Raw genomic sequence first — 20725 nt, 5'->3', positions numbered from 1 at the left:
TCAGCTGGCTCGGCGGAAAAAGGCGATGACGGCGAGAATCAGAAATAGCACGAACAGCACCTTGGCGATCCACGCGGCGGTACCGGCTATCCCGGTAAAACCAAGCAGGGCAGCAATGACCGCGATGACCAGGAAGACCAGGGCGTAATGCAGCATGACAGCATTCCTCCTCCATCCGAGGGCACCTGTCGCGACCCCGTTTTCCATGTGCCACAGGGCGTGCTGTGCTGGCGTGAAGGCATGGGGCCTCCGTGTGCCCACATGGCGGTGCAACCGGCGGAAAGATGGATTTTAGGCTTCCCGCGTGATACCGCTACGCGGAGCTCCGGCAGACCTTATTTGGCCGAGCAGCCAAATGGCGGCCAGCGATGCCGCAAAGATGAAAAAGCGATACGTGTCGGCAGGAAAGAGCAGCAGGTGAAGCAGGACGAAGCCCAAGGGTATGAGCAAAAAAGCGCAGATCCGATGGAATTCCGGATCTGTCCGTTCCACTCGCCGCCTCGTCAATAACCAAAAGACAGCCAATCCATAGATGACGAAATGCGGATGCATCGTGAAGCCGTAGGCTGTGGAGATGTAAGGCCGCAGGTAATCGCCGATGACATGCGACGGTACCAATGAAGCCGGATAAGGCGTCTTGCTGATCAACGACATGTTGAACAACGTTAACCATCCATAGGCCCCACACATCCTGGTGACGAGCAGATAGAGCACTACGGCCACCACCAGCGCTGCCACCGAGTGCATGCGCTTGCCAGTAACAAAGGTGTAACCCAGCACCAGCAGCGAAAGCAGCAGGAAGTCGGTCCTGATCAGGGGGAGCAAGGAGGCAACGACAAAAACCAGCGCTGTTTTCCTCGCCAGGCCATACATGGTGAGCAGCGAAAAGAAGCAGGCCATGGCGTCCGGTGTAGATAGTCTTGCGACGTCAAGCAAACCCACAAACAACACCACCAACGGCACCGCTATCAACGGCGCACCGGCCTGGCGGCTGATGACGGCAAGCAGCAACACGGATAACGCCGCAAACGTGGCGCTGACGATATAGGCCGATCGCAGGTAGTCGGCCCCCATGGCATGGACCAGCCGAATCAACCCGACGTACAGCACCCGGATGCGATAGAACGGCAATTGCTGCGCGAGGGACGATGGATCCTTGAAAACCGTTTCCCTGTATGGACCCGTCGTCAGGTTTTGAAACGTGTCGGCATCCACCCCTTTTTGCAGGGTGGCGTAGGTTTCTTCGTTGAGGCGGGCGCCCCGGTAACCATCCGCGCTGAGGGCGACGGCGACATAACCGATGAGGTCCCAGTTGTTGTCGGGCTTCTTCAATCCAAAACCCAGCACCACCAACACCGCGACTATCGTCAGGACCCAACCCGAGAGGTCTATGCGAGCCCTTCCAATGCTTGATGCCATGCCTGCCCTCACCGCGACGGTCGTGATGAGGGTGTGTACCTGCAAAAGGTCTTTCGGTTGAATCGAGCAGCATGGTTCCCTCTCCCGGAGGAAAAGGAACGCATGTAATCAGGCGGTCACGGCGGGATTGAGGCTGTAAGTGCCGGTGAGCAATGCCTCGGCCAGCACGTGACCGGCCATCGCCGCGCGCAGTTCTTCCAACAAAAAACCCTGGCTCAACGGCAGGCTCGGTGTATCCAGGGCATAGACGCGGAAGTGATAGTGATGCACCAGCGAATCGTTCCAGGGCGGGCATGGACCGTCGTAGCCCAGATAGCTGCCTTCCATCTGCACGTCGCCCGCGAACCAGTCGGTATAGCTATTGACGCCTTGGACGCTGCCCGGTGGGCCATACGGCTGCTGCTTGCCGTGCGGCGTGATGTCGTCGCTGCAGGCTCCTTCGGCCAGCTCACCACATTCGGCGGGGATGTTCGCCATCAGCCAATGCACGAATTCCACGCGCGGCAGATCGGCGGGAACGGTGCGGCCTTCCTTGTTCACGTCATCGGGTTTGCTCGGCACATCGTTGTCGATGCAGGTGAGCACGAACGAACGCGTACCTGCCGGTGCATCTTTCCAGGCCAGGTGCGGACTGAGGTTGTCCGACAAAGCCACCGGCTTGCCGAGCCTGGCGAAGGCCAGTTGGGGTGGAATCGCTTGGCCGTGCTGGAAGTTATCGCTGCGTAGCTGCATGGGGAATCTCCGATGCCATGGAAACCCGTCAGTTTGGGGCAGGGTTGTGCCGGTGCAAGTCAGCGCTTGTCTCGAGCGAGCGTAACGCGCGGGCCATGATCCGGTCGTGACAGCCTGTTACCTTAGGCAGCCTTGCCGGAGGATGCATGAGCGAATTGGACGACCTGAGCACGCTGGTGCGTGCCGCGACACCCTTGCTGGTGATTGAAACAATCGACGAACAGCGGGTGATCGAGTGTTTTCGCCATGTCATCGCCCAGGCGCTGCACCCGCTGTGGCGCTGGACGCTTACCAACGGCCTGGAACGGCTGGACTTCAACGCGCCGAGCAACCCGGAGGTCGCGTCCGACGCCACGTCCACACTCAACGCGATTCGCGCGGAACAAGAGCGCAGCATCTATCTGCTGTTCGATTTTCAGCCCTTGCTGCAATACGCCGTAACCTTGCGCCAGATGCGCGACATCGTGCAACGGCAGCGCTCTGCTGCGCATACGCTGGTGCTGGTGGGTGCGAAGGTCGAGCTGCCGCAGGAACTTGAATCGCTGGCCACGCGCGTGCCGCTGGCGCTGCCCGACATCAAGGAACTGGCCGGCATCATGCGCGGCGAAGCTGCTGCCTGGCAGCGGGAGAACAACCGCAAGCTGGAAGTGGATAACGAAGCGGCGCGCATCATCGTGCGCAATCTGGTGGGGCTAAGCGCACCGGACGCGCGGCGCATCGTGCGCAAGCTTATTTACAACGACGGCGCGCTCAATGCGAACGATTTGCCCGAGTTGATGAAGGCCAAGTTCGAGCTGCTCAACCGCTCCGGCTTGCTGCATTACGAATACGCCACCGCCAGCTTCGCCGACGTGGCCGGCGTGAGCCAGGTACGCGAGTGGGTGCAGCGGCGACGTGCCGTATTTCTCGATCCCAGCCCCAACCCCGCACTCGATCCACCCAAGGGTGTGTTGTTGCTGGGTGTGCAAGGCTGCGGCAAAAGCCTGGTTTCCAAGGCGATTGCCGGCGGCTTTGGCGTACCGCTGATACGCATGGATTTCGGCTCGCTCTACGACAAGTACCAGGGCGAAACCGAAAAGAATCTGCGCGAAGCGCTGGCAAGCTGCGAAACACTGGCGCCTTGCGTGCTGTGGATCGATGAAATCGAGAAAGGTCTTGCCAGCGGCGGTGAAGATGGCGGCGTTTCGCGGCGTGTACTCGGTTATTTGCTTACCTGGATGGCGGAGCGCAAGGCCAAGGTGTTCGTGGTGGCGACAGCCAACGCCGTACACGAATTGCCGGCGGAATTGCTGCGCAAGGGTCGCTTCGATGAAATTTTCTTCGTCGACCTGCCCAAGCCCGAAGTGCGCGCAGCGATCTTCGCCATGCATCTGAAGCGGCGCAAGCTGGATACGAATGAGTTCGACTTGAACGCATTGGTGCAGGCCAGCGAAGGCTTTTCAGGCGCGGAAATCGAGCAGTCCATCGTCAGCGCGCTTTACGACGCCAGCGGCAACGGCGGTGCGCTCGATCAGGCGACGCTGCTGCATGCCTTGCAGACGACAAAGCCGCTATCGGTGCTGATGCGCGAACAGGTGGATGCGTTGCGCGCATGGGCACAGAGCCGCTGCGTGCCGGCGGATTAACCCGTCGGCTTGGCCGTCGACATGGCTTGGGCGAGTTGCTGCTGTATCTGCGTCCATGGCGTAGGCCCCTCATGCATGGCATACACCGTATCGACCTGAAGATGTTCGCGCGCAACGGCTTGTGCCACTTCGTACATCAGATCCGGATCGTAGAGCGTGTTGTCGGGGTTCAGCGCCAACGTGTCGCTCGCGTACAGCAGTTTGTGCTGCGGGAAATACACCATGTACTGGCGTTCAGTCGATGCGCCGCGCAACGGATACAGCACGACCTGATTGGCACCCTCGCCCAACACGAGACGATCACCCACCGTGATCCAATGTGCCGACCTGGGATGCATCTGCAAATCATCAGGCTGCAAGCGATGCGGGGCGCTGACTAACCGATCCAGCAGCGGCCGGTTGAGGTCGAGCGCGTAGACCGGCAGATCCTCGGCGACGGCCTCTCTGACACCGGCAATGTGCGGCCATGAATCGGAAGTACTGAGCACACCCTTGATCGGTACGCCTGGATATTCGCTACGCAGCTTGGCAAAGACACCTTTGACGTAGGCGGGAGAGATCGGCGCTTCCAGTACCAGCACGCCATCATCCTGCTTGATGAAGGTGGTGTTCCACGCACCCTGGTAAAGCTCGATACCCGGCGCAAGTTCCACGCGCTGTTTGTCGCTGAACACGCGATTCCAGCCTTTGGCTTGCACGCTCTTGGCGGCAACGGCGGAATCCATCGCGAATACCTTATCGTCGACGTCGACGTTGAACACCGGATTGAGCAGTTGCATGGAGGCGAACCACACGCCGTTGCGTTGATCGATGCGGTTGGTCGGAAAGAGCACGCCCTGCACGAGATGCCAGTTGTCGAAATAGATGCGCTGCTGGACATCGCCCCAGGCGAACCAGAAGTCGTTGAAATGGCTTGTGCGCTCCCATGCGTCCGGCAAATGGTTGTGCGCATTGAGGAGCACGCGTATCGGCGTGCCTTGCCAGCTGAATTCCACCACACTATGTGGCGTGGCGCGCAGCCATTCTGAGGCGGCGTAATGCAGATCGCCGGCGGCCGCCGCATTGAGCAACAGGCGTTCTGGACCCAGTGCCAGGGTATCGCGGGCCGTATCCTGATCCGCCAACGAAGCGGGTGAATCGCCATGCTTGCCATGAAGCACGGCGCCCTGCGCTGTTGCAATCAGCGTGGCTTCGACAGTCTCGGTATGTGGATCGGCTTCCGGCCAGGTGAGCTGCTCATCACTCACGGATCGCTGCTTGTCGAAATCGACGGTGACCTTGTCACGTTCGTAGGACGTGATAAACGGCTGCTGCCTGTACGATTGTTCCGCCAACACGGTATGTCCGATAGCGTCGTAACGGATGCTGTGGATGCCTTCGAGCCGCTGCCGGCCGCCCATGGCGGCGATGGCTTGTTCGACGCAGGCTTTTACATCCATACCTTCACAACCGGGATGCCTGCCAGCTTTCACCAGCTCACCATCCTGCGGCGGATTTGCGGCGAAGCAAGCTGCGGACAAGGTCAGTGACAACAAGGCAGGCAGAACGGCGGTGTGACGTTTCATGACGACTCCCGGCGACGTTTAGGCGAAGGTGCGGGCGGGAGCTTACGCGCACCTGCCAGCAACCTCCGCCTGCAGGAAGTCATCCGTGCGGAAAGTCACACCGAACTTAAGGATGCGGGGATTGCCCTTCGGCGATCGCGTTGAAACGTGCGGCGATGTAATCGTCGCAGAAGCTGGTCATATTCCAGCCGCGAATGAAACCGCAGTGGCCGCCATAGGTCGCGATATCGAGTTCGACGTTGCCGGGCAGCTCAAGCTTCTCGAACGCGGCGACGGGAATCACCGGATCATCGTGCGCGGTAAGAATGGTGGCCGGAATCTGCATCTGCTGCAGCGTGCGGCCTGCTACCGAATAGCCGTCCAAATAGGCTTCCAGCGAACCGAAATCGGTGTGACGCAATACCAGCGATTCGGTGAGGCCGCGCAGGTTTTGCTTCAATTCCTGCAGTTCGAAATATTGAACTTCCGGAAATGCCTTCTGCTTTGCGCGCAGCGAACGCCGCCATTTGTTCATGAAGTACGCCTGGTAGAACCACGGCGCGGATTCTTCCAGCGAGAACAAACCTTCGCTGGGATCGATGATCGGGCACACCGCCAGCGCATAGTCGAGTGGAATGCCATGCCGCGGCGCCTGCATGGCCACGCGCAGCGCGAAATTGCCGCCGAGCGAAAATCCTGCCAGCGCCATCACGCGCGCAGGCCAGCGGCGCGCGATGTCGCCCAACGCATGCACCACTTCATCGATCCGGCAGGAATGAAACAGCGCTTCGTTGAGCCCGTGGCTTTCACCATGGTCGCGGAAGTTGAGGCGGAAGATGTCCCAGCCGTCGTCGAGCAAGCGGCTACCCGTTTGCAGCACGTAGGTGGAATCGACGCTGCCTTCCCAACCGTGGAACAGCACGGCCAGGCCGCGCGACTGGGCTTGCGCGTTTTGCGCCGTGAACGAACCGGTGAGGCGAATGCCGTCGCCGCCATCCACCATGACCTCCTGCGCACCATCCAGCACGCGATAAGCGCGGCGTGGCAGCAGCGTGCGGCGCACGCCGCTGGAAGAGAGCATGGTTTGAATATGCCCGCTGGTCAGCGGCCAAGACGGCTGGAAGTCGCGTCCTTGCGGTAGGATCACTGACGGTCCTCGAGCGCGGCAGCGATGCGTTCGCGCGACAAGTCCGCCATGCGGCGGCGGCCTTCGGGACTGGCCGGCACCGGCTCGAGGAAATGCACTTCCGCATCCATCGGCGCGCCGCCGAGCATGCGCAGGAAGTTCTGCAGGAAGTTTTCGTGGTCGCGAAAACCGGCGTCGATCTGCCGCTTGCCGTCACGCACAAAGCGCAGCGCCACGGGCTGTACCGGCACCTCGGCATCGAGTGCGGCCTGGAAGATGCGTGCATGGAACACTTTCAGCACGCCGTTGTGGCCGGTGCCGCCTTCGGGGAACACCGCCACGGAGCGGCCGGCGCGCAGCCGTTCCACCATCACCTGCATCACCGCCGCCAGCGAATGGTTGCTGCCGCGCCGATGGAAGATGGTGCCGCCACTCGCCGCCAGCCAGCCGACCAGCGGCCAGCTGGCGATTTCCGCCTTGGCCACGAAGCAGGCTGCGCGCTGGCTGTGCAACAGCTCGATATCGATCCACGAGGTGTGGTTGGCGACGAACAGCACCGGATCGCGCAGCGGTTGTCCGACGCGCACCGAGCGCAGGCCGAAGATGCGCATCAGCCCGGTGGACCAGGCACGGATCATGCGATGGGTGAACGGCTCGCGCCCGTTCTTCATCACACCGTTGCGATGCCAGGTGAGGATGAACCCGCACAACATGATGCCAAGCACTATGTGCACCAGCAGCAGCGGCACGCGCCACAAGTAACGCCAGGGGCGCAGCAGGTCACGGTCGGGGGTGGAAACGGCTTCGATGCTCATCAGTGCGGTTAGTTTAGCGTTAACGACGTCCTATCGGCAGTGCAGCATCCTGCCTTGTCCGCAAAGAAAGTTGACGTAACGCGCCTACATCGAGGCGTCGATCAATCGCCGCGCCATCACACCAAGCATGCGTGCCGGTCCACCGTCGCCGAAGGTCTGGCCGGAAACGTAACTGCCCTCGATCAGCAACAGCAGACCGTCAGCCAACTCGTCCGGATCGCGCGCACCCATGGCACGGCACATCTCGCGCAACCGTTCGCGCAGGTTTTGCTTGCTCTCCACCGCCACCTGGTGCGCAGGGTGGTCGTGATCAGGGTATTCGATCACCGCATTGGTGAGGCCGCAGCCGCGATAGCCATCGCGACTGGCACGCCTTGATAGCCGATCGACGTATGCCAGCAAGTGCGCCTTGGGATCATCGGGATGATCCGCCCCGGGCGCCTCGAAGCGCTCGCAGAAACGCTGGTCGTAATCGCGCAGGTAGGCGGCGATCAGTTCGTCCTTCGACTCGAACGCGCGATACAGGCTGGGCTTGGTCACGCCGGCCTGGCTGACGATTTCCTCCACGCCGACGGCGCGGATACCCTCGCGGTAGAACAGGTCGAAGGCGGTGTCGCGGATGCGGTCTGCCGCACGACGCGGGGCTTCGGGGATGGAGTCGGGGGAAGATTTAGAACGCATGGCCATAAACGAGCGGGTTGACAATGTTACCGATCGGTACGTACTCTGCGCTTCCACCCCGTACCGATCGGTAACATGACTATACAGCGCCGTCGGCCATTCGGCCAAAAGTATGCTTTCGTGGTGGTTGCCGTGGTGTTCCTGGCCCTGCTGGCGTCGGCCGGCATGCGCGCCACGCCCGGTGTGCTGATGCTGCCGCTGGGCCGTGCGCTCGGCTGGAGCCGGGACGATATTTCGTCCGCAGCCGCCGTCGGCATTTTGCTTTACGGTCTGATGGGCCCGTTCGCCGCGGCGCTGATGCAGCGCTTCGGCATCAAGCGCGTGCTGCTTATTGCGCTGACCGTGATGGCCGTGGCGGCAGCTTCCAGTGCGCTGATGACGAGACCCTGGCATCTGCTGCTGACCTGGGGTGTGCTGTCCGGCGCCGGTACCGGCTGCGTGGCAGTGGTGCTGGGGGCGACCGTGGTGGGTCGCTGGTTCAGTACGCATCGCGGCCTGATGATGGGTTTGCTGACTGCCAGCACCGCTACCGGCACGCTGATCTTTCTGCCAGGCCTTGCCGCCATTGCCGAGTACGCGGGCTGGAAACCGGTGGTGCTGACCATCGCCGCGGTTTGCGCGCTATTGCTGCCGTTGGTGCTGTGGCTGATGCCGGAGCGCCCTGCCGATATCGGTCTTACCCGGTACGGCGCGGCGCCGAATGAAACGGTCGATGCGGGTGCGTCGTCAGGCAACCTGTTCGCACTGACGTTGGGTACCCTGCATCGCGCCAGCAAGCACGGCGTGTTCTGGCCGTTGTTTGCGACCTTCTTCGTATGCGGCTTCACCACCAACGGCCTGATCGGCACGCACTTCATCGCGATGTGCGGCGATCACGGTATTCCTGAAGTCCGTGCAGCCGGCGTGCTGGCGATGATGGGTGTGTGCGATCTGATCGGCACCACCTTATCCGGCTGGCTGACCGATCGTTTCGATCCGCGCAAGCTGCTGTTCGTCTACTACGGGCTGCGCGGCTTGTCGCTGATGTATCTGCCCTATTCCGATTTCTCGCTGTATAGCCTGTCTTTGTTCGGCGTGTTTTACGGCCTGGATTGGATCGCCACCGTGCCGCCCACCTTGCGCCTTACCACCGATGCGTTCGGCGAACGCGATGCGCCGGTGGTGTTTGGCTGGGTAGTGGCAGGGCATCAGGTCGGCGCAGCAACGGCCGCATTCATGGCGGGCGTGTTGCGTGTGCAATTGGGCAGCTATCTCACGCCGTTCGTGATCGCAGGTGCCACGGGTGTGGTGGCCGCATTCCTGGCATTGCGTATTCGGCGTCGTGACGACTCCATGCCGCTGCAACTGGCGAGCGAAAACAGCTGAATCAGCGTTCCAGCTGCGTCAGCGGCAAGGCCCCTGCTCGCTTCACCGTCCGCAGCACGAAGCTTGAGTTCACATCCGCCACGCCGGAGGCATTGAGCAGGCGGTCGAGCAGGAAACGGGAGAAGTGCTGCAGGTCGGCGACGTAGATGTGCATCAGGTAATCCATGTCACCGGTGAGTGCGTAGCAGGCCACTACCTCGTCCCAACCGTTCACCCGCTCCACGAAACGCTCGATCACGTCGCTTTCGTGGCGGGTGAGCTGCACGCGCACAAACGCCTGCAAGCCCAAGCCCACCGCCTCCGGATCCACCTGCGCGCTGTAGCCGGTCAGCACGCCCTCCCCCTCCAGCCGCTGCAGGCGACGCAGGCAGGCGGAGGGCGACAGGTTCACTCGCTCGGCCAGCTCGGCATTGGTGATGCGCCCTTCGGCCTGCAGCACGGCCAGCACACGCAAGTCGGTGCGATCCAGGGTAACCATGCACGATATCTCCGGTCAATGAGCCCATGGCGGATGATTATTGCGCTCATGCCGCTTTTTTGCACAACAAAACAAACAACATGCGTGATATGGGACGTATCCTATTGCTTGACCCGCAAGTTCTTTCCGGAGCCGTCGATGGATACCTCCAGCCCCCCGCGCCGCGTCGAACACCAGCAGACTGACCGCGGTTATGTCCCCGTCTACGCCACCGGCGTGGTGGAACAGCCCTGGTCGAACTACAGCCGTACCGACCATGAGGTATGGGACACGCTGTACAAGCGCCAGCGCGAGTTGCTGCCGGGCCGGGCTTGCCGCGAATTCATGGAGGGCGTGGAGCGCTTCGGTCTGGGTGACGGTGGCATTCCCAAGTTCGCCGATCTCAACCAGGTGCTGAGCAAGGCGACCGGCTGGGAACTGGTCGCCGTGGAAGGGCTGCTACCGGATGAGGTGTTTTTCGACCATCTCGCCAATCGCCGTTTTCCGGTGTCCTGGTGGATCCGCAAGCCCGAACAGCTCGACTACCTGAGCGAGCCGGACCTGTTCCACGACCTGTTCGGCCACGTGCCACTGCTGCTCAACCCGGTCTTCGCCGACTACATGCAGGCCTATGGCCGCGGCGGCATGAAGGCGTTCGGCATCGGCCCCGAGGCGCTGATGAACCTGACGCGCCTGTACTGGTACACGGTGGAATTCGGTCTGATCAACACCGACGAAGGTATGCGCATTTATGGCGCGGGCATCGTCAGCTCCAAGGGCGAATCGATCTACTGCCTGGATTCACCCGCGCCGAATCGCATCGGCTTCGGCCTGGAGCGCGTGATGAATACGCGGTACCGCATCGATACCTACCAGCAGACCTATTTCGTGATCGACAGCTTCGAGCAGCTGTTCGAGGCGACGCGGCCGGACTTCACGCCGATCTACGCCAAGCTGAAGCAGCAGACTGCGCATGCGGCGGCTGACGTGCTGCATAGCGATCGCGTGTTCAATCGCGGAACTCGCGAAGGGTTTGCGACGGACGCGGATACCTGATGCGGTGAAGATGCCACGTAGGTTGGGGTGCAAACCCCAACATTGCCATGCGTGTATAGACCACGATGTTGGGGTTTGCACCCCAACCTACGCATAAGCCGTCATGCAAACATCACCGCCCGTGCGCATCCACCCACGGCCTGAGCAGACTGATCCACAGCTCATACCCCGTGCGGTTCATATGCAGCCCATCTTCGATAAACCACTTCGGCTGCGGCTGCCCATCCGCTGCCAGCATCGGTGTGAACACATCGATATATGTGACGTTCTTCTGCGTCGCCGCGTAGTCATGCACTAACCCATTCGCTTGTTTGATCTTCGGCAAGAGCGCCTTGCGCGCCATACTTGGCTTGATCGCCACGAAAGCAATCGCTACACCAGGATCGAACGAACGCACCTTGTTCACGAACGCGGCGAAATCATCACGCACCTGCTGCGGCGTGTGGCCGTCATACAAATCGTTGTCGCCGGCATACAACACGATCGCGCGCGGCTGGTAAGGCTTGATGATGCGATCGGCGAAATAGGTGGAATCGCCCAGCTCCGAACCGCCGAAGCCGCGGTTGATGACGTTGACTTCCGGAAAATCCGCCACGACAGATTTCCAATGCTCAATGGACGAACTGCCAATGAACAACACGGCATGCGGCGGCGGCGGATTGGCGCGATCGGATGATTCAAAGGCTTCGATTGCTGCATTCCATTGCGCATGATGGGTCTGGGCGACACAAGCGAAGCACGGCACCAAGGCAAACAATAACGGTAGCAGGATTTTCATGACGTTCCGAGGATGGTCCGTAACGACAAGACGAAACTTACCTTAGCAGCTTATCAATACGATCGCGTGCGGCAATGCTGTATTCAAGTAGTGAAATTACACGATCCATTTCCTGGTTCAATCCATAACTCAGTAAATTGATAAAGTGAAACACAGGTACCAACAGAGCAAAATCTTGAATTCGACGATCGAGATGTGCCCAAGCCGGTATCATGAGCATGGCGAAAGCAACCAACGTTGGAAAGAAACCAATTTTATCGAGCGATCCCGCCAACATCATTCCGCGTTTTTCGAACGCAAGTCTTTGATGGCGGTAGTGTGTAAGCACGTATTCAACTGCCTCACGCTTGCACCTCATTAGCTCAAGCACCATTGGCAAGTCCAGAGAACTTGCATCGTCTAAATTTTCAAGCAACGACACGAATGGATTCTTGTACATGGTCCGAAAAAAAGGCACTGAGACTACGATCGGCGATATGAGCATCGCGAGAAAAAGCAATATGACTAGGAGACTCATGACAAGCATGGTTTCAGCTAATGGATAGCTGTCAAATGTCCGGCTCAATAGGCCAAGAATCACACATACTGCCAGACCAGTCATGGCTAGGGTACGAACTAGTTTTTCAGCATTTTCAACGTGAGCAATCCAGGTGGCTTGAGGACGCTTAGACCGCTTACGAATGGTAAGACGTTTCACGATCTCCTTCACTACATCAATATCCTGATGATCAGCAAATAAGTCGACGCGTTGATCCACGTTAAACTCCCTCCCTAGAAATAGGTTGTCGTTTACTTTTTTATCCGCGCTTCATCTCGCTTACTTCAAGCACCTGGGCAATGTGCCGGCCGTCCCAGCGATAAATCAGGTGCTGCGCCTGCACGCACGGTGCCACCACGTCGGGATAGAACGCTGCCAGGCATTCGCCGCCGCGATGACGCACGCTGTCGTAGACGATGCCGTCGGAACCTTCTTCAAGCAGCCTGCGCGCAAGCTTGACGCTGTCGGCGTAGCTGTCTGGATCATGCGCATGCATCCATGCGCTGCGAATATCATGCAGCTTGCAGTCGACGCTGGTGCTATAGCAGCGCATTTCAATATCGCACGCAGGTTCCGACGTGGCCGCAAGAAAGCGCTCGCGGTGGTACACCGTTTCTTCCACGGCGGTGATCACATTGCGCGCCGCATAGAACACGCCCCAGGTACCATCGGAAAAACGGCTGCCTTCCGGATTGAGATGCGTGAATGCAGCCATCACCGGCGTCGAACCGGGGCCACTGATGCGTCGATCCTTTGGCACCAGACGCAAGGCGTCTGCCTCTTCGCGCAGGCGCGGATTGGTCATGGCTTCAATGGCGAAGATCGCATCCAGATCGGCTGGGTTGGCAATGCGATCGAACAGGCCAGCCGGCGGAAAACGGCTCGGCACGATCCGATAGGCATGAGTCCAGCGAATGCGGCGAAGGGGAGGCGTGTCGATAGGCATGGCGTAGTCCGCGGCGGCGCATTACCGCATCGTTTGTTCTTCCCTGTTCGACGTGGAATGGTGCCGGAGCGGCTTCTCGCCGACTGCGACGAATGTCGTAGAGCCACCGCGCAGTCGTTTTGGCGGTGGCTCTTACCAGCCGCGTTGTGCGTCCAGATACTGTCGCACTACATAGAGGTCGCTCACATTGCCCGACAACATGCGGTCCAGCGCCGACTGCCCACTAAACAACGGCGAACGGTTGGGCTTGTGTAGCCACGCATCGGCTTGCCCGGTTTCGGGAAACAGGATCTGCAGCGCCTTGTAGATGCCGAGCAGATAGCTGATGCGCTCCAACGTGTCGCGCCCCAGCGCGCCATCCTGGTGGCGCTTCCACTTGTAGAAGGTGGATTCGGGCGGATCGCCGAGCAGCCTGCGTTGCTCGGAAATGCGCAGGTTCCAGCGCTCGGCCATGTTGAAGAAAGCGCGCAAGGCGGGGCCGCTCAGTTCTTCGGCAGGGGCTGGCCTGGTCAAGGCATGGGCTGTCATGGCCGACTCTCCCAATAAAGTTTAAGTGCATACTACTTTATCGGTGAAGTTTTTGCCAATGCTCTGTAGGTTGGGGTGCAAACCCCAACACCGGGATATATGCGCACATAGGATGTTGGGGTTTGCACCCCAACCTACGGCGAATGCTTGACGCAGTCGCAACCGTAGTCCGGCTCCGGGCCACCCTCGGCAATAAACCGGTCGACCCGCTGCTCCAGTACCGGCAACGGTACCGAACCGATGGAGAGCACCGTGTCGTGGAAGGCACGCAGGTCGAACTTCGGCCCCAGCGCCTTCTCGGCTTTTGCCCGCAAATCGAGAATCTTCAGATAACCCAGCTCGTACGACAGCGCCTGCCCGGGCCAGCTGATGTAGCGGTCGACCTCATTGGCGATTTCGCGATCGGAAAGCGCCGTGTTCTCGGTCATGTAGTCAATCGCTTGCTGGCGCGTCCAGCCGAGGTGATGGATGCCGGTGTCGACCACCAGGCGGCATGCACGCCACATCTGGTAGGTCAGGTAGCCGAAGCGCTGGTAGGGCGTCTTGTAGATGCCCATTTCGTTGCCTAGAAATTCCGAATACAGCGCCCAGCCCTCGCCATAGGCGGAGATGTAGCTGTTGCGGCGGAACGCGGGTTGATCGTGCTGCTCTTCAGCCAGTTCCAGTTGCAGCGCATGGCCGGGATATGACTCGTGCAAGGTGAGCGCCGGCATGTTGTAGAGCGGGCGCGAGGGTAGGTCGTAGGTGTTGACCAGATAGACATCCGGACCGCCGCGGCCGGAGGTGTAATACGGCGCGATCGCATCCGGCACCGGTTCGATGGCAAAGCGTGCACGCGGCAAGTGACCGAAGAATTTGCCGAGTTGGCCGTCGACTTCCTTCGTCACCCATGCGGTCTTGTCGAGCAGATCCTCCGGAGTCTTGGCGTAGAACTGCGGATCGGTGCGCAAGAAATGCAGAAAGTCGGCGAAGCTGCCTTTGAAGCCGGTTTCATGCATGACGTCGAGCATCTGGGCATGGATTTTATCCACCTGCTCCAGGCCAATCTTGTGGATGGTGTCGGGGTCCAGATCGAGCGTGGTGTATTCGCGGATCTGTTGGCGGTAATAGTCCTTGCCATCGGGCAAGGCTTCCGCAGCCAACGTGGTGCGCGCTTGCAGCACGTATTCGGTGCGGAAGAAGGCGAGCAGCTTTTGGTAAGCGGGAATGACATCGCGGTTGATCTTCTCGCGCGCGTCGGCCTGGATGGCCGCCGCCGTTACCATCGGAATGCTCGACGGCATGTGTTGCAGCGGCTCGTAAAACGAGGTCTGCGTAGGGTCTTTCACATCAGCGACGGCGGCGATGGAAATATCACGCCCTGCCAGCACCGCCTTGGGCACGCTGAAACCGCGCTTCAGGCCCGCCCGCATATTGGCGATTTCCTGGTCAAAATACGCGGGCACCTGGCCCAAGCGATCCACATAACGGCGATAGTCCGTTTCGTTATGCAGCGAATCGGCACCGAGGTCGCCGTCAAGTTCGCTCCAGAACGCGGAGTCGCTATTGAACGGCATCTGCCATTGCTTGAATTGCTGGTCGGCGATGAAGTTGCGGATCTGCTCGCGATAAATCGCGTAGTTCACCTGTTGCGCCGGCGAAAGCTCCTTGGGATTGATCGCATCCAACCGGCTCATGATCTTTTGCCAATTATCGAGCCGTTCCTGCTGACGCTTCGCATCGACCTGGTCGAGACGGCCGTTGTTCGGCTGGGCTTCGCCGGAAGCGCTCACGCCCGCCTGCCCGGTACGCCACGCCCATTCCTGTTCGTAAAGCTGCTTGAAGCGTGCGTCCGCACTTTGTTGCTGCGCGAAGGCCGGCATGGTCAGCAGCAAGCCTGCGACCAGGCACCCGATGCGTGTAGCGTGTTTCACTGCGCGTGATTCCCTGTTGAAGACATGGCGGCCATGGCGGCCGACACGGCATCTTCCACGCTCCAGCTATCCAGTGCCTGTGACGAAAGCTGGGGCAGGGCGGCGCGCAGCAGCAAAGCGCGTGTCTCATCTTTCACACGTGCCACGCGCAGGCCAACGCCGCGTGCCTGTAGCCAGCCTGAAAAATCGCCGAGCGATTCGAGCGCGGTGCTGTCCAGATCGGGCGACGCTTCCAGGCTCAGCACCACCTGTTTTGCGGCGCTATGCGCTTCTACTTGCTTGCGCGCCAATACCATCACAGCCTCGGCGTTAGCGAAGAACAATGGCTCTTCCGGACGCAAAATAAGCATGCTTGGCGGTTGCACTGCATTAGGGTGCTGCGCGATATCCACGAAGTCGTGACTGCCGGCGAGACGGCCGAGCACGCTGACACGCGCCGAAGCGAGCTGGCGCAGCAGCAGAATCAGGCTGAAGGCGATGGCGAACAGCAGGCCATTGAGGATGCCCACCGACAACACCGCGATCACCGCGGCGAGCGCCAGCAGACGATCCCGCTTCCACTGCAGATACGGGCGAAATACCGACAAACGCCATGATTTGCTCACGGCGTGAATTACGATCGCAGCCAGCACGGCAAGCGGAATACGTTCGATCCAGCGCAACAGCAGCAACACCATCAGCAGCACGGTGGCCGCGGCAATCAGGCCGGCAAGCCGCGATTGCGCACCTGCCGCCTCATTGGCAGAGGTGCCGGAATAGCCGGCACCCACCGGCATGCCTTGGAACAAGCCGCTCAACACGTTCGCCACGCCCAGCACCAGCAGGTCGCGATTCGGCGTTACCGGGTCGTCATGTTTCAACGCAAAGCCGCGGATCGAGCTATATGACTCGGCATACAGGATCAACAGCAACGCCGCGGCCAGTTCCACGCTCGGCAGCCATTGGCCGCTGGATGGCCACACGGGCATGCCGATGCTCATCTGCAGCCGGATGGCGCCGGTGAGCGGCACACCGCGCGCCGCCAGCCAACTGGATGCGGCCACGCCGAGCGCGATCACCAGCAGGCTGCCCGGCAAGCGGCGCAAGCGCTCGCATACGTACAACAGCAACAAGGCCAGCACACCGGTAAGCAAGGTCAGCGCATGGACTTGTCCGGAGGTGCGAACCAGATCCGCGACCAGCAAAGGCACGAAATCGCCGTGCAGATCCGGCCAGCCGCCCAGGTGTGGCAACTGCTTGAGTGCAATGACGATCGCCAATCCAAAGGTATAGCCGCGCAACACCGGACGCGCGATGAGGTGCGAAAGCCCACCCAGGCGCGCCGCGCCTGCAATCAGAAAACAACCGCCGCCCAACAGCACGAGCGTGGCGGCAACGGCCGCGCGATTGGCCCCGCCGCCGGCCAGCAAAAGAGTGCCTGCTGCCAGTACCGCCGCGGAGGACGATGTGGACGACACAATCGCGAAACGGCTGGTGCCCAGCAGCCCATAGCAAACCAAGCCAACGAACAACGCCACCACACCAGCCTGCGGCGGCATGCCGGCGATGCCTGAGTAGGCAACAGCTTCGGGCAGCAGCAAACCTGCTATCCCCAAGCCGGCCAGCACGTCAGCGATACGTGCCGACGAGGCGGCTGCGCCGCTCATTGGATCTGTCCGCTCCAGCCGGGCAGGTAGGCCGTTTCATGCGAGTGGGCGAGCAGCATGGCGTCCTGCAGCAGTTTGGGCGTGACGCGATCGCCCTTGAGCTTGAGGTTGCGCCGGTAGAACTCCGCCCACAGGAATTCCGAATAAGGTGTGGCGTCCTTGGCGTAGCCACCCGCGGTGCGCACGCGTGCAGCCAGGGTGCGATAGGGATCATCAGCCAGATCGGTGAGGTTGCGCGGAATCGCGTCGTATTCCTGCCGCTGGCCATGTTCGTTGTACGGATGCGCCCAGCGGTTGAACTCCATGGTGCGCCAGAACACGTCCTGGTCCAGCCAGGAAAAGTCGCGCTGGATCATCACCGGCACTTCCTTGACGCCTTCCTCGCACAGCGCGAGGCCAAGGTGATGATGGTCGACGATATAAACCTGGTGCTTCGGCCCCAGCACGCCGGGAAACCAGTGCGCGGCAAGCAGCTCTTTGCGCTTCTTTTTGCCGAGCTTTTCCCACTGCGCGCGTTTCTCGGCCACTTCAGCCTTGCCCACCGTCATTTGGGTAGGGCGCAGCTTGGCCGGCGCAATCGACAACAGAGGATGACGCACGCCTGACGACATGGGGTGACTCCTGCAATAGCCCTGGTTGGCGCAGGGTAGCGTAAGAGCGGCAGCGTGGGTGGGTTTGTAGGTTGGAGTGCAAACTCCAACATCGCCATGTCGATCGGTATCGTCATGTTGGGGTTCACACCCCAACCTACTCCAATCCGGAGAAATAGCCGCGCATGGCCTGCAGGTAGGAACCCAGGTCGCGATCCGGCGCACTCTGGAACACCTCACCGGTGTTCTCCATCCGTTCGATGCGGTCCGGGCGGAAGTTGCGGAAATCCTTGCGCAGCCGGCACCAGGTACCGAGTGTCCACTTGCCGCCCCAGAACGCCAGGCACAGCGGTTCCACATCACGTTCGCTGTCGCGACCCACCTCGTCTTTATAGAACAGCCGCAAGACGTGCTGCGCTTCGATCGCCGCATGCAGCTTGTCGATACGTTCGGCGAAGGCAGTGGAATGCTCGTCGCGCCAGATCGGCGCGTAGATGCGCGTGCGTGAGGAACGCTCGCGCAGTTCCGGTGGCAATACCGCCTCGATCTTCATCAGCGCAGCTTGTGCACCGGCAGCCAGTTTCTCGCCCGCGAACGCGCGGACGAAGCGTGTGCCGACCACCAGCGATTCGAGCTCTTCGGCAGTGAACATCAGCGGCGGGATGTCCGAGCCCTTGCGCAGCATGTAGCCGACGCCGGCTTCGCCTTCGATCGGTACGCCCGAGAGCTGGAGGTCCGCCACATCGCGATAAACCGTGCGCAGCGATACCCCCAGCATTTCCGCGAGCTGGCGCGCCTGCAACGCGGTACGTCGACCGCGCAGGGCGTTGATGATGAGGAAGAGGCGATCGGCACGACGCATCCGTGCATGATCGCCCAGGTTGAGGTTACGGACCAGCGTCCGAAGTCATGCAGGGTCGTCGCACTGTGTGAGACCCTGTTATGCGAGACGAATGGAAACATACCCGTCGCCATCGACCATCTCACGCAGCCTGCTGCGCGAGATAATCAGCATCCCTGGCCGCTACACGCTGCATGGCGGGACGTGTGATCACGCGATCGATGTACGCGCTGATCTGCGGCGTTTCCGGCACCAGCTTGAACAAGGTGGCCCAGTGCAAGGCGCCGCCCCACAGCACGTCTGCCGCGGTGAAGCGCTCGCCAAGCATGTAGGGTCCCTTGGCAAGTTGCAGCTGCAGCGTGTTGATAACGTCTTCCCAGCTGCCATACGGCGACTTGGATGGCGGTGCCGGCTCGCGGTTGAGCGAGCGATCAACCAGCGCCGGCTCAAAACACGAACCGTAGAAAACCAGCCAACGCAGGTAAGCGCCACGCAGCGGATCGCCGATGGCCGGAGCCAGCCCCGCTTCCGCATACAGATCTGCCAGATACATGAATATCGCTGGCTGTTCGGTGATCAACACTTCGCCATGCCGGATCGCCGGCACCTTGCCCATCGGATTGATCGCCCGGTAGTCCGGCCGGCGCGATTCGCCGGCCTTGAGATTTACCAGGTGTAGTTCGTAGTCCGCACTCAGTTCCTCGAGCAACGCAAACGTGCCGCCCGAGCGGCTATTGGGTGCGTGATAGAAAGTGATCTTGCGGTTCATGTCGTCACCTTATAGATGCCGCGTTTCCGCCGGCACGTTTTGCCAGTTGTTGTTGCGCCCATCGGAAAAATGCAGCGGGCCTTCGATCAACGCCGCAGGCTCGGCATCGTCCAGACAGAACACATTGACGAAGTAGAAGTCACCACCGAGCACATCCAGATGGCCTTTGCCGAATGGCCTGATGCCGCAGTGCTTGCAGAACAGGTGATGCATGCTGTGGGTGCCGAACTGGTAGTCGGAAAGTTCACTCTCCCCGCGGATGAGCCGGAACGCATCCGGCTTCACCATCACACCCCATTGCCGCGCCTTGGTGCAGATGGAGCAATTACAGCGCCCCGTGCCCTGCGTGAGATCGATGTCGGCTTCGAACGTTACTGCGCCGCAATGACAACTGCCGTGATAGGTCTTTTGCATGATGAATTCCTGGGTGATGGGGTTATGCGCCGCTCAAGCCGCCCGACGGTTCGTCTTTCGATCGCATGCGCAGACTGACACCCGCGGCAGCAGGCATGACCAGTACTCGCTTGCGCCCTGGATCGAACGCTGGTGTCAACTGCACGACTCGATTGCCTTTTTCCGGTTTCGCTTTTTCCTGCCTGGCAGGGAGTCGATATTGGCCATCCATCAGCAAACCCCGCAGATACAACGGCCGATAGGCTGCTAAAACGCGATCGATAAAGTTACTCATGATGTAGGTACCTTATGCAGCACGGACTACTTCAATCGTTTCGCCGCTAAACCACGGCGGCGGCACGGCATGTTTGAACAAGCGATACCAGTGGTCGCGATCGCTGGCGTTGTACAAGTCCAGCGTGTGGATGATTTCCCGCGCGAATTCGATGTTGCCCAGATGGCTGGCTGTGATCACGCCACCATCGCTGACGGCGAGTACGTTGGCGTCGTATTGATCATGTCCCGCATACGCCGCCACTTCGCGGCCGATCTGTCCCGGCCAGTTGCCGGTGTGACGGCAATGGTCGAGCAAACCGGCGCGCGCCACCGCCAGCACGCCTTGATCGATGGCAGCAACCGGTGCACCTGCTGCGTGCACGCGGCGTGCTACGGACGCCATCCGCTCCAGCTGCGTGGATAACCATAGATGACCGCCTGGCAGCATCAGCAGCGCAACGGCATCCAGATCAAGCTCATCCACGCTTACATCGGGCATCACCGTGAACCCGCTCATCGATGTCACCGGCTCGCGCGTGAAGCCGGCACTGCGCACTTCCCAGTCGCCTGGGCGGCGGATTTCAGCCAGGGCCAGCGCTATCTGCCAATCCGCAAACCCTTCGAATACCAGCACATAAATCGTGTCGCGCATGATCGTCCCTCCTTTTCGATGATGAGAGCTTGCGC

At 60.6% G+C, this 20725-nt stretch carries 23 protein-coding genes; 3 read left to right on the top strand and 20 right to left on the bottom strand.

Annotated elements, in window-relative coordinates:
- The 3 genes from IEX75_RS10180 to IEX75_RS10170 all read right to left on the bottom strand — a co-directional run bounded on the left by IEX75_RS10180 (window position 1) and on the right by IEX75_RS10170 (window position 2151).
- Entirely contained in the window at window positions 1–156 is a 156-nt protein-coding gene (locus IEX75_RS10180; protein ID WP_188794089.1) for a DUF1328 domain-containing protein, read from the bottom strand.
- A 135-nt stretch (window positions 157–291) separates the two neighbouring features.
- Window positions 292–1419: a hypothetical protein gene (locus tag IEX75_RS10175; protein WP_188794088.1), complete on the bottom strand. Its 1128-nt coding sequence runs from the start codon at window positions 1417–1419 to the stop codon at window positions 292–294.
- A gap of 108 nt (window positions 1420–1527) precedes the next feature.
- Window positions 1528–2151 carry a YbhB/YbcL family Raf kinase inhibitor-like protein gene (locus tag IEX75_RS10170; RefSeq protein WP_188794087.1) on the bottom strand — a complete coding sequence of 208 codons (624 nt, stop codon included), beginning with the start codon at window positions 2149–2151 and terminating at the stop codon, window positions 1528–1530.
- A 146-nt stretch (window positions 2152–2297) separates the two neighbouring features.
- Between IEX75_RS10170 and IEX75_RS10165 the strand changes: the two genes are divergently transcribed.
- Window positions 2298–3776 carry an AAA family ATPase gene (locus IEX75_RS10165; protein ID WP_188794086.1) on the top strand — a complete coding sequence of 493 codons (1479 nt, stop codon included), beginning with the start codon at window positions 2298–2300 and terminating at the stop codon, window positions 3774–3776.
- On the opposite strand, the gene IEX75_RS10160 is transcribed toward IEX75_RS10165, so the two are convergent.
- From IEX75_RS10160 to IEX75_RS10145, 4 genes are all read right to left on the bottom strand, one after another.
- Entirely contained in the window at window positions 3773–5341 is a 1569-nt protein-coding gene (locus IEX75_RS10160) for an MBL fold metallo-hydrolase (protein WP_188794085.1), read from the bottom strand. The genes IEX75_RS10165 and IEX75_RS10160 overlap by 4 nt on opposite strands.
- 106 nt (window positions 5342–5447) lie before the next feature.
- Window positions 5448–6401: a YheT family hydrolase gene (locus tag IEX75_RS10155; RefSeq protein WP_423373302.1), complete on the bottom strand. Its 954-nt coding sequence runs from the start codon at window positions 6399–6401 to the stop codon at window positions 5448–5450.
- A gap of 62 nt (window positions 6402–6463) precedes the next feature.
- A complete protein-coding gene (locus IEX75_RS10150; RefSeq protein WP_188794083.1) occupies window positions 6464–7261 on the bottom strand; it encodes a lysophospholipid acyltransferase family protein in 798 nt (265 codons plus the stop codon).
- An 84-nt stretch (window positions 7262–7345) separates the two neighbouring features.
- Window positions 7346–7942 (bottom strand): TetR/AcrR family transcriptional regulator, encoded by a 597-nt coding sequence (locus IEX75_RS10145; protein ID WP_188794082.1) that lies wholly within the window; start codon window positions 7940–7942, stop codon window positions 7346–7348.
- Between the two features lie 75 nt (window positions 7943–8017).
- On the opposite strand from IEX75_RS10145, the gene IEX75_RS10140 reads away from it, so the two are divergent.
- Window positions 8018–9307 (top strand): MFS transporter, encoded by a 1290-nt coding sequence (locus IEX75_RS10140; protein WP_188794081.1) that lies wholly within the window; start codon window positions 8018–8020, stop codon window positions 9305–9307.
- A gap of 1 nt (window position 9308) precedes the next feature.
- Here IEX75_RS10140 and IEX75_RS10135 read toward each other — a convergent pair whose 3' ends face one another.
- Complete coding sequence (locus IEX75_RS10135) at window positions 9309–9785, bottom strand: Lrp/AsnC family transcriptional regulator (protein ID WP_188794080.1); 477 nt, start codon at window positions 9783–9785, stop codon at window positions 9309–9311.
- Between the two features lie 138 nt (window positions 9786–9923).
- Here IEX75_RS10135 and phhA point away from each other — a divergent pair, with 138 nt between their 5' ends.
- A complete protein-coding gene (gene phhA, locus IEX75_RS10130) occupies window positions 9924–10820 on the top strand; it encodes a phenylalanine 4-monooxygenase (RefSeq protein ID WP_188794079.1) in 897 nt (298 codons plus the stop codon).
- A gap of 112 nt (window positions 10821–10932) precedes the next feature.
- Here the strand turns inward: phhA and IEX75_RS10125 are convergent, their stop codons facing one another.
- The 12 genes from IEX75_RS10125 to IEX75_RS10070 all read right to left on the bottom strand — a co-directional run bounded on the left by IEX75_RS10125 (window position 10933) and on the right by IEX75_RS10070 (window position 20690).
- Window positions 10933–11598, bottom strand: a complete 666-nt coding sequence (locus tag IEX75_RS10125) for an SGNH/GDSL hydrolase family protein (RefSeq protein ID WP_188794078.1) — start codon at window positions 11596–11598, stop codon at window positions 10933–10935.
- Between the two features lie 37 nt (window positions 11599–11635).
- Entirely contained in the window at window positions 11636–12355 is a 720-nt protein-coding gene (locus IEX75_RS10120) for a hypothetical protein (protein ID WP_188794077.1), read from the bottom strand.
- Window positions 12356–12395: 40 nt separating this feature from the next.
- Window positions 12396–13082, bottom strand: coding sequence for an RES family NAD+ phosphorylase (locus IEX75_RS10115; protein ID WP_188794076.1), 687 nt, complete (start codon window positions 13080–13082; stop codon window positions 12396–12398).
- Between the two features lie 132 nt (window positions 13083–13214).
- Complete coding sequence (locus IEX75_RS10110) at window positions 13215–13610, bottom strand: MbcA/ParS/Xre antitoxin family protein (RefSeq protein ID WP_188794075.1); 396 nt, start codon at window positions 13608–13610, stop codon at window positions 13215–13217.
- A 134-nt stretch (window positions 13611–13744) separates the two neighbouring features.
- The gene (locus IEX75_RS10105) at window positions 13745–15472 is read right to left on the bottom strand and encodes a DUF885 domain-containing protein (RefSeq protein ID WP_188794412.1); all 1728 of its coding nucleotides are present in this window, start codon (window positions 15470–15472) and stop codon (window positions 13745–13747) included.
- A gap of 47 nt (window positions 15473–15519) precedes the next feature.
- A complete protein-coding gene (locus IEX75_RS10100) occupies window positions 15520–17169 on the bottom strand; it encodes a SulP family inorganic anion transporter (RefSeq protein WP_188794074.1) in 1650 nt (549 codons plus the stop codon).
- Window positions 17166–17780 (bottom strand): ParB-like protein, encoded by a 615-nt coding sequence (locus IEX75_RS10095; protein ID WP_188794073.1) that lies wholly within the window; start codon window positions 17778–17780, stop codon window positions 17166–17168. The genes IEX75_RS10100 and IEX75_RS10095 overlap by 4 nt, the downstream gene beginning before the upstream one ends.
- A 136-nt stretch (window positions 17781–17916) precedes the next feature.
- On the bottom strand, window positions 17917–18621 hold the full coding sequence (locus IEX75_RS10090) for a helix-turn-helix transcriptional regulator (RefSeq protein WP_188794072.1): 705 nt from the start codon (window positions 18619–18621) through the stop codon (window positions 17917–17919).
- A gap of 121 nt (window positions 18622–18742) precedes the next feature.
- Complete coding sequence (locus IEX75_RS10085) at window positions 18743–19369, bottom strand: glutathione S-transferase family protein (protein ID WP_188794071.1); 627 nt, start codon at window positions 19367–19369, stop codon at window positions 18743–18745.
- Between the two features lie 9 nt (window positions 19370–19378).
- Window positions 19379–19783, bottom strand: a complete 405-nt coding sequence (locus IEX75_RS10080; protein ID WP_188794070.1) for a GFA family protein — start codon at window positions 19781–19783, stop codon at window positions 19379–19381.
- Window positions 19784–19805: 22 nt separating this feature from the next.
- Window positions 19806–20057: a hypothetical protein gene (locus IEX75_RS10075; protein WP_188794069.1), complete on the bottom strand. Its 252-nt coding sequence runs from the start codon at window positions 20055–20057 to the stop codon at window positions 19806–19808.
- Window positions 20058–20069: 12 nt separating this feature from the next.
- A complete protein-coding gene (locus IEX75_RS10070; RefSeq protein ID WP_188794068.1) occupies window positions 20070–20690 on the bottom strand; it encodes a DJ-1/PfpI family protein in 621 nt (206 codons plus the stop codon).
- Window positions 20691–20725 lie beyond the last annotated feature (35 nt).

It is taken from the genome of Dyella nitratireducens, assembly GCF_014642835.1.
GTDB lineage: Bacteria > Pseudomonadota > Gammaproteobacteria > Xanthomonadales > Rhodanobacteraceae > Dyella_B > Dyella_B nitratireducens.
The sequence above is the reverse complement of the archived record's forward strand: the minus strand, read 5'-3'. Positions and strand labels throughout refer to the sequence as shown.

What these genes read in the sequence shown, in the direction of transcription:
- IEX75_RS10125 (WP_188794078.1), bottom strand. Translation starts at nt 11,598, where the DNA reads ATGAAAATCCTGCTACCGTTATTGTTTGCCTTGGTGCCGTGCTTCGCT.
- IEX75_RS10115 (WP_188794076.1), bottom strand. Translation starts at nt 13,082, where the DNA reads ATGCCTATCGACACGCCTCCCCTTCGCCGCATTCGCTGGACTCATGCC.
- phhA (WP_188794079.1), top strand. Translation starts at nt 9,924, where the DNA reads ATGGATACCTCCAGCCCCCCGCGCCGCGTCGAACACCAGCAGACTGAC.
- IEX75_RS10155 (WP_423373302.1), bottom strand. Translation starts at nt 6,401, where the DNA reads ATGCTCTCTTCCAGCGGCGTGCGCCGCACGCTGCTGCCACGCCGCGCT.
- IEX75_RS10080 (WP_188794070.1), bottom strand. Translation starts at nt 19,783, where the DNA reads ATGCAAAAGACCTATCACGGCAGTTGTCATTGCGGCGCAGTAACGTTC.
- IEX75_RS10090 (WP_188794072.1), bottom strand. Translation starts at nt 18,621, where the DNA reads ATGCGTCGTGCCGATCGCCTCTTCCTCATCATCAACGCCCTGCGCGGT.
- IEX75_RS10135 (WP_188794080.1), bottom strand. Translation starts at nt 9,785, where the DNA reads ATGGTTACCCTGGATCGCACCGACTTGCGTGTGCTGGCCGTGCTGCAG.
- IEX75_RS10165 (WP_188794086.1), top strand. Translation starts at nt 2,298, where the DNA reads ATGAGCGAATTGGACGACCTGAGCACGCTGGTGCGTGCCGCGACACCC.
- IEX75_RS10150 (WP_188794083.1), bottom strand. Translation starts at nt 7,261, where the DNA reads ATGAGCATCGAAGCCGTTTCCACCCCCGACCGTGACCTGCTGCGCCCC.
- IEX75_RS10145 (WP_188794082.1), bottom strand. Translation starts at nt 7,942, where the DNA reads ATGCGTTCTAAATCTTCCCCCGACTCCATCCCCGAAGCCCCGCGTCGT.
- IEX75_RS10180 (WP_188794089.1), bottom strand. Translation starts at nt 156, where the DNA reads ATGCTGCATTACGCCCTGGTCTTCCTGGTCATCGCGGTCATTGCTGCC.
- IEX75_RS10075 (WP_188794069.1), bottom strand. Translation starts at nt 20,057, where the DNA reads ATGAGTAACTTTATCGATCGCGTTTTAGCAGCCTATCGGCCGTTGTAT.
- IEX75_RS10170 (WP_188794087.1), bottom strand. Translation starts at nt 2,151, where the DNA reads ATGCAGCTACGCAGCGATAACTTCCAGCACGGCCAAGCGATTCCACCC.
- IEX75_RS10110 (WP_188794075.1), bottom strand. Translation starts at nt 13,610, where the DNA reads ATGACAGCCCATGCCTTGACCAGGCCAGCCCCTGCCGAAGAACTGAGC.
- IEX75_RS10105 (WP_188794412.1), bottom strand. Translation starts at nt 15,472, where the DNA reads ATGCCGGCCTTCGCGCAGCAACAAAGTGCGGACGCACGCTTCAAGCAG.
- IEX75_RS10140 (WP_188794081.1), top strand. Translation starts at nt 8,018, where the DNA reads ATGACTATACAGCGCCGTCGGCCATTCGGCCAAAAGTATGCTTTCGTG.
- IEX75_RS10070 (WP_188794068.1), bottom strand. Translation starts at nt 20,690, where the DNA reads ATGCGCGACACGATTTATGTGCTGGTATTCGAAGGGTTTGCGGATTGG.
- IEX75_RS10100 (WP_188794074.1), bottom strand. Translation starts at nt 17,169, where the DNA reads ATGAGCGGCGCAGCCGCCTCGTCGGCACGTATCGCTGACGTGCTGGCC.
- IEX75_RS10095 (WP_188794073.1), bottom strand. Translation starts at nt 17,780, where the DNA reads ATGTCGTCAGGCGTGCGTCATCCTCTGTTGTCGATTGCGCCGGCCAAG.
- IEX75_RS10175 (WP_188794088.1), bottom strand. Translation starts at nt 1,419, where the DNA reads ATGGCATCAAGCATTGGAAGGGCTCGCATAGACCTCTCGGGTTGGGTC.
- IEX75_RS10085 (WP_188794071.1), bottom strand. Translation starts at nt 19,369, where the DNA reads ATGAACCGCAAGATCACTTTCTATCACGCACCCAATAGCCGCTCGGGC.
- IEX75_RS10160 (WP_188794085.1), bottom strand. Translation starts at nt 5,341, where the DNA reads ATGAAACGTCACACCGCCGTTCTGCCTGCCTTGTTGTCACTGACCTTG.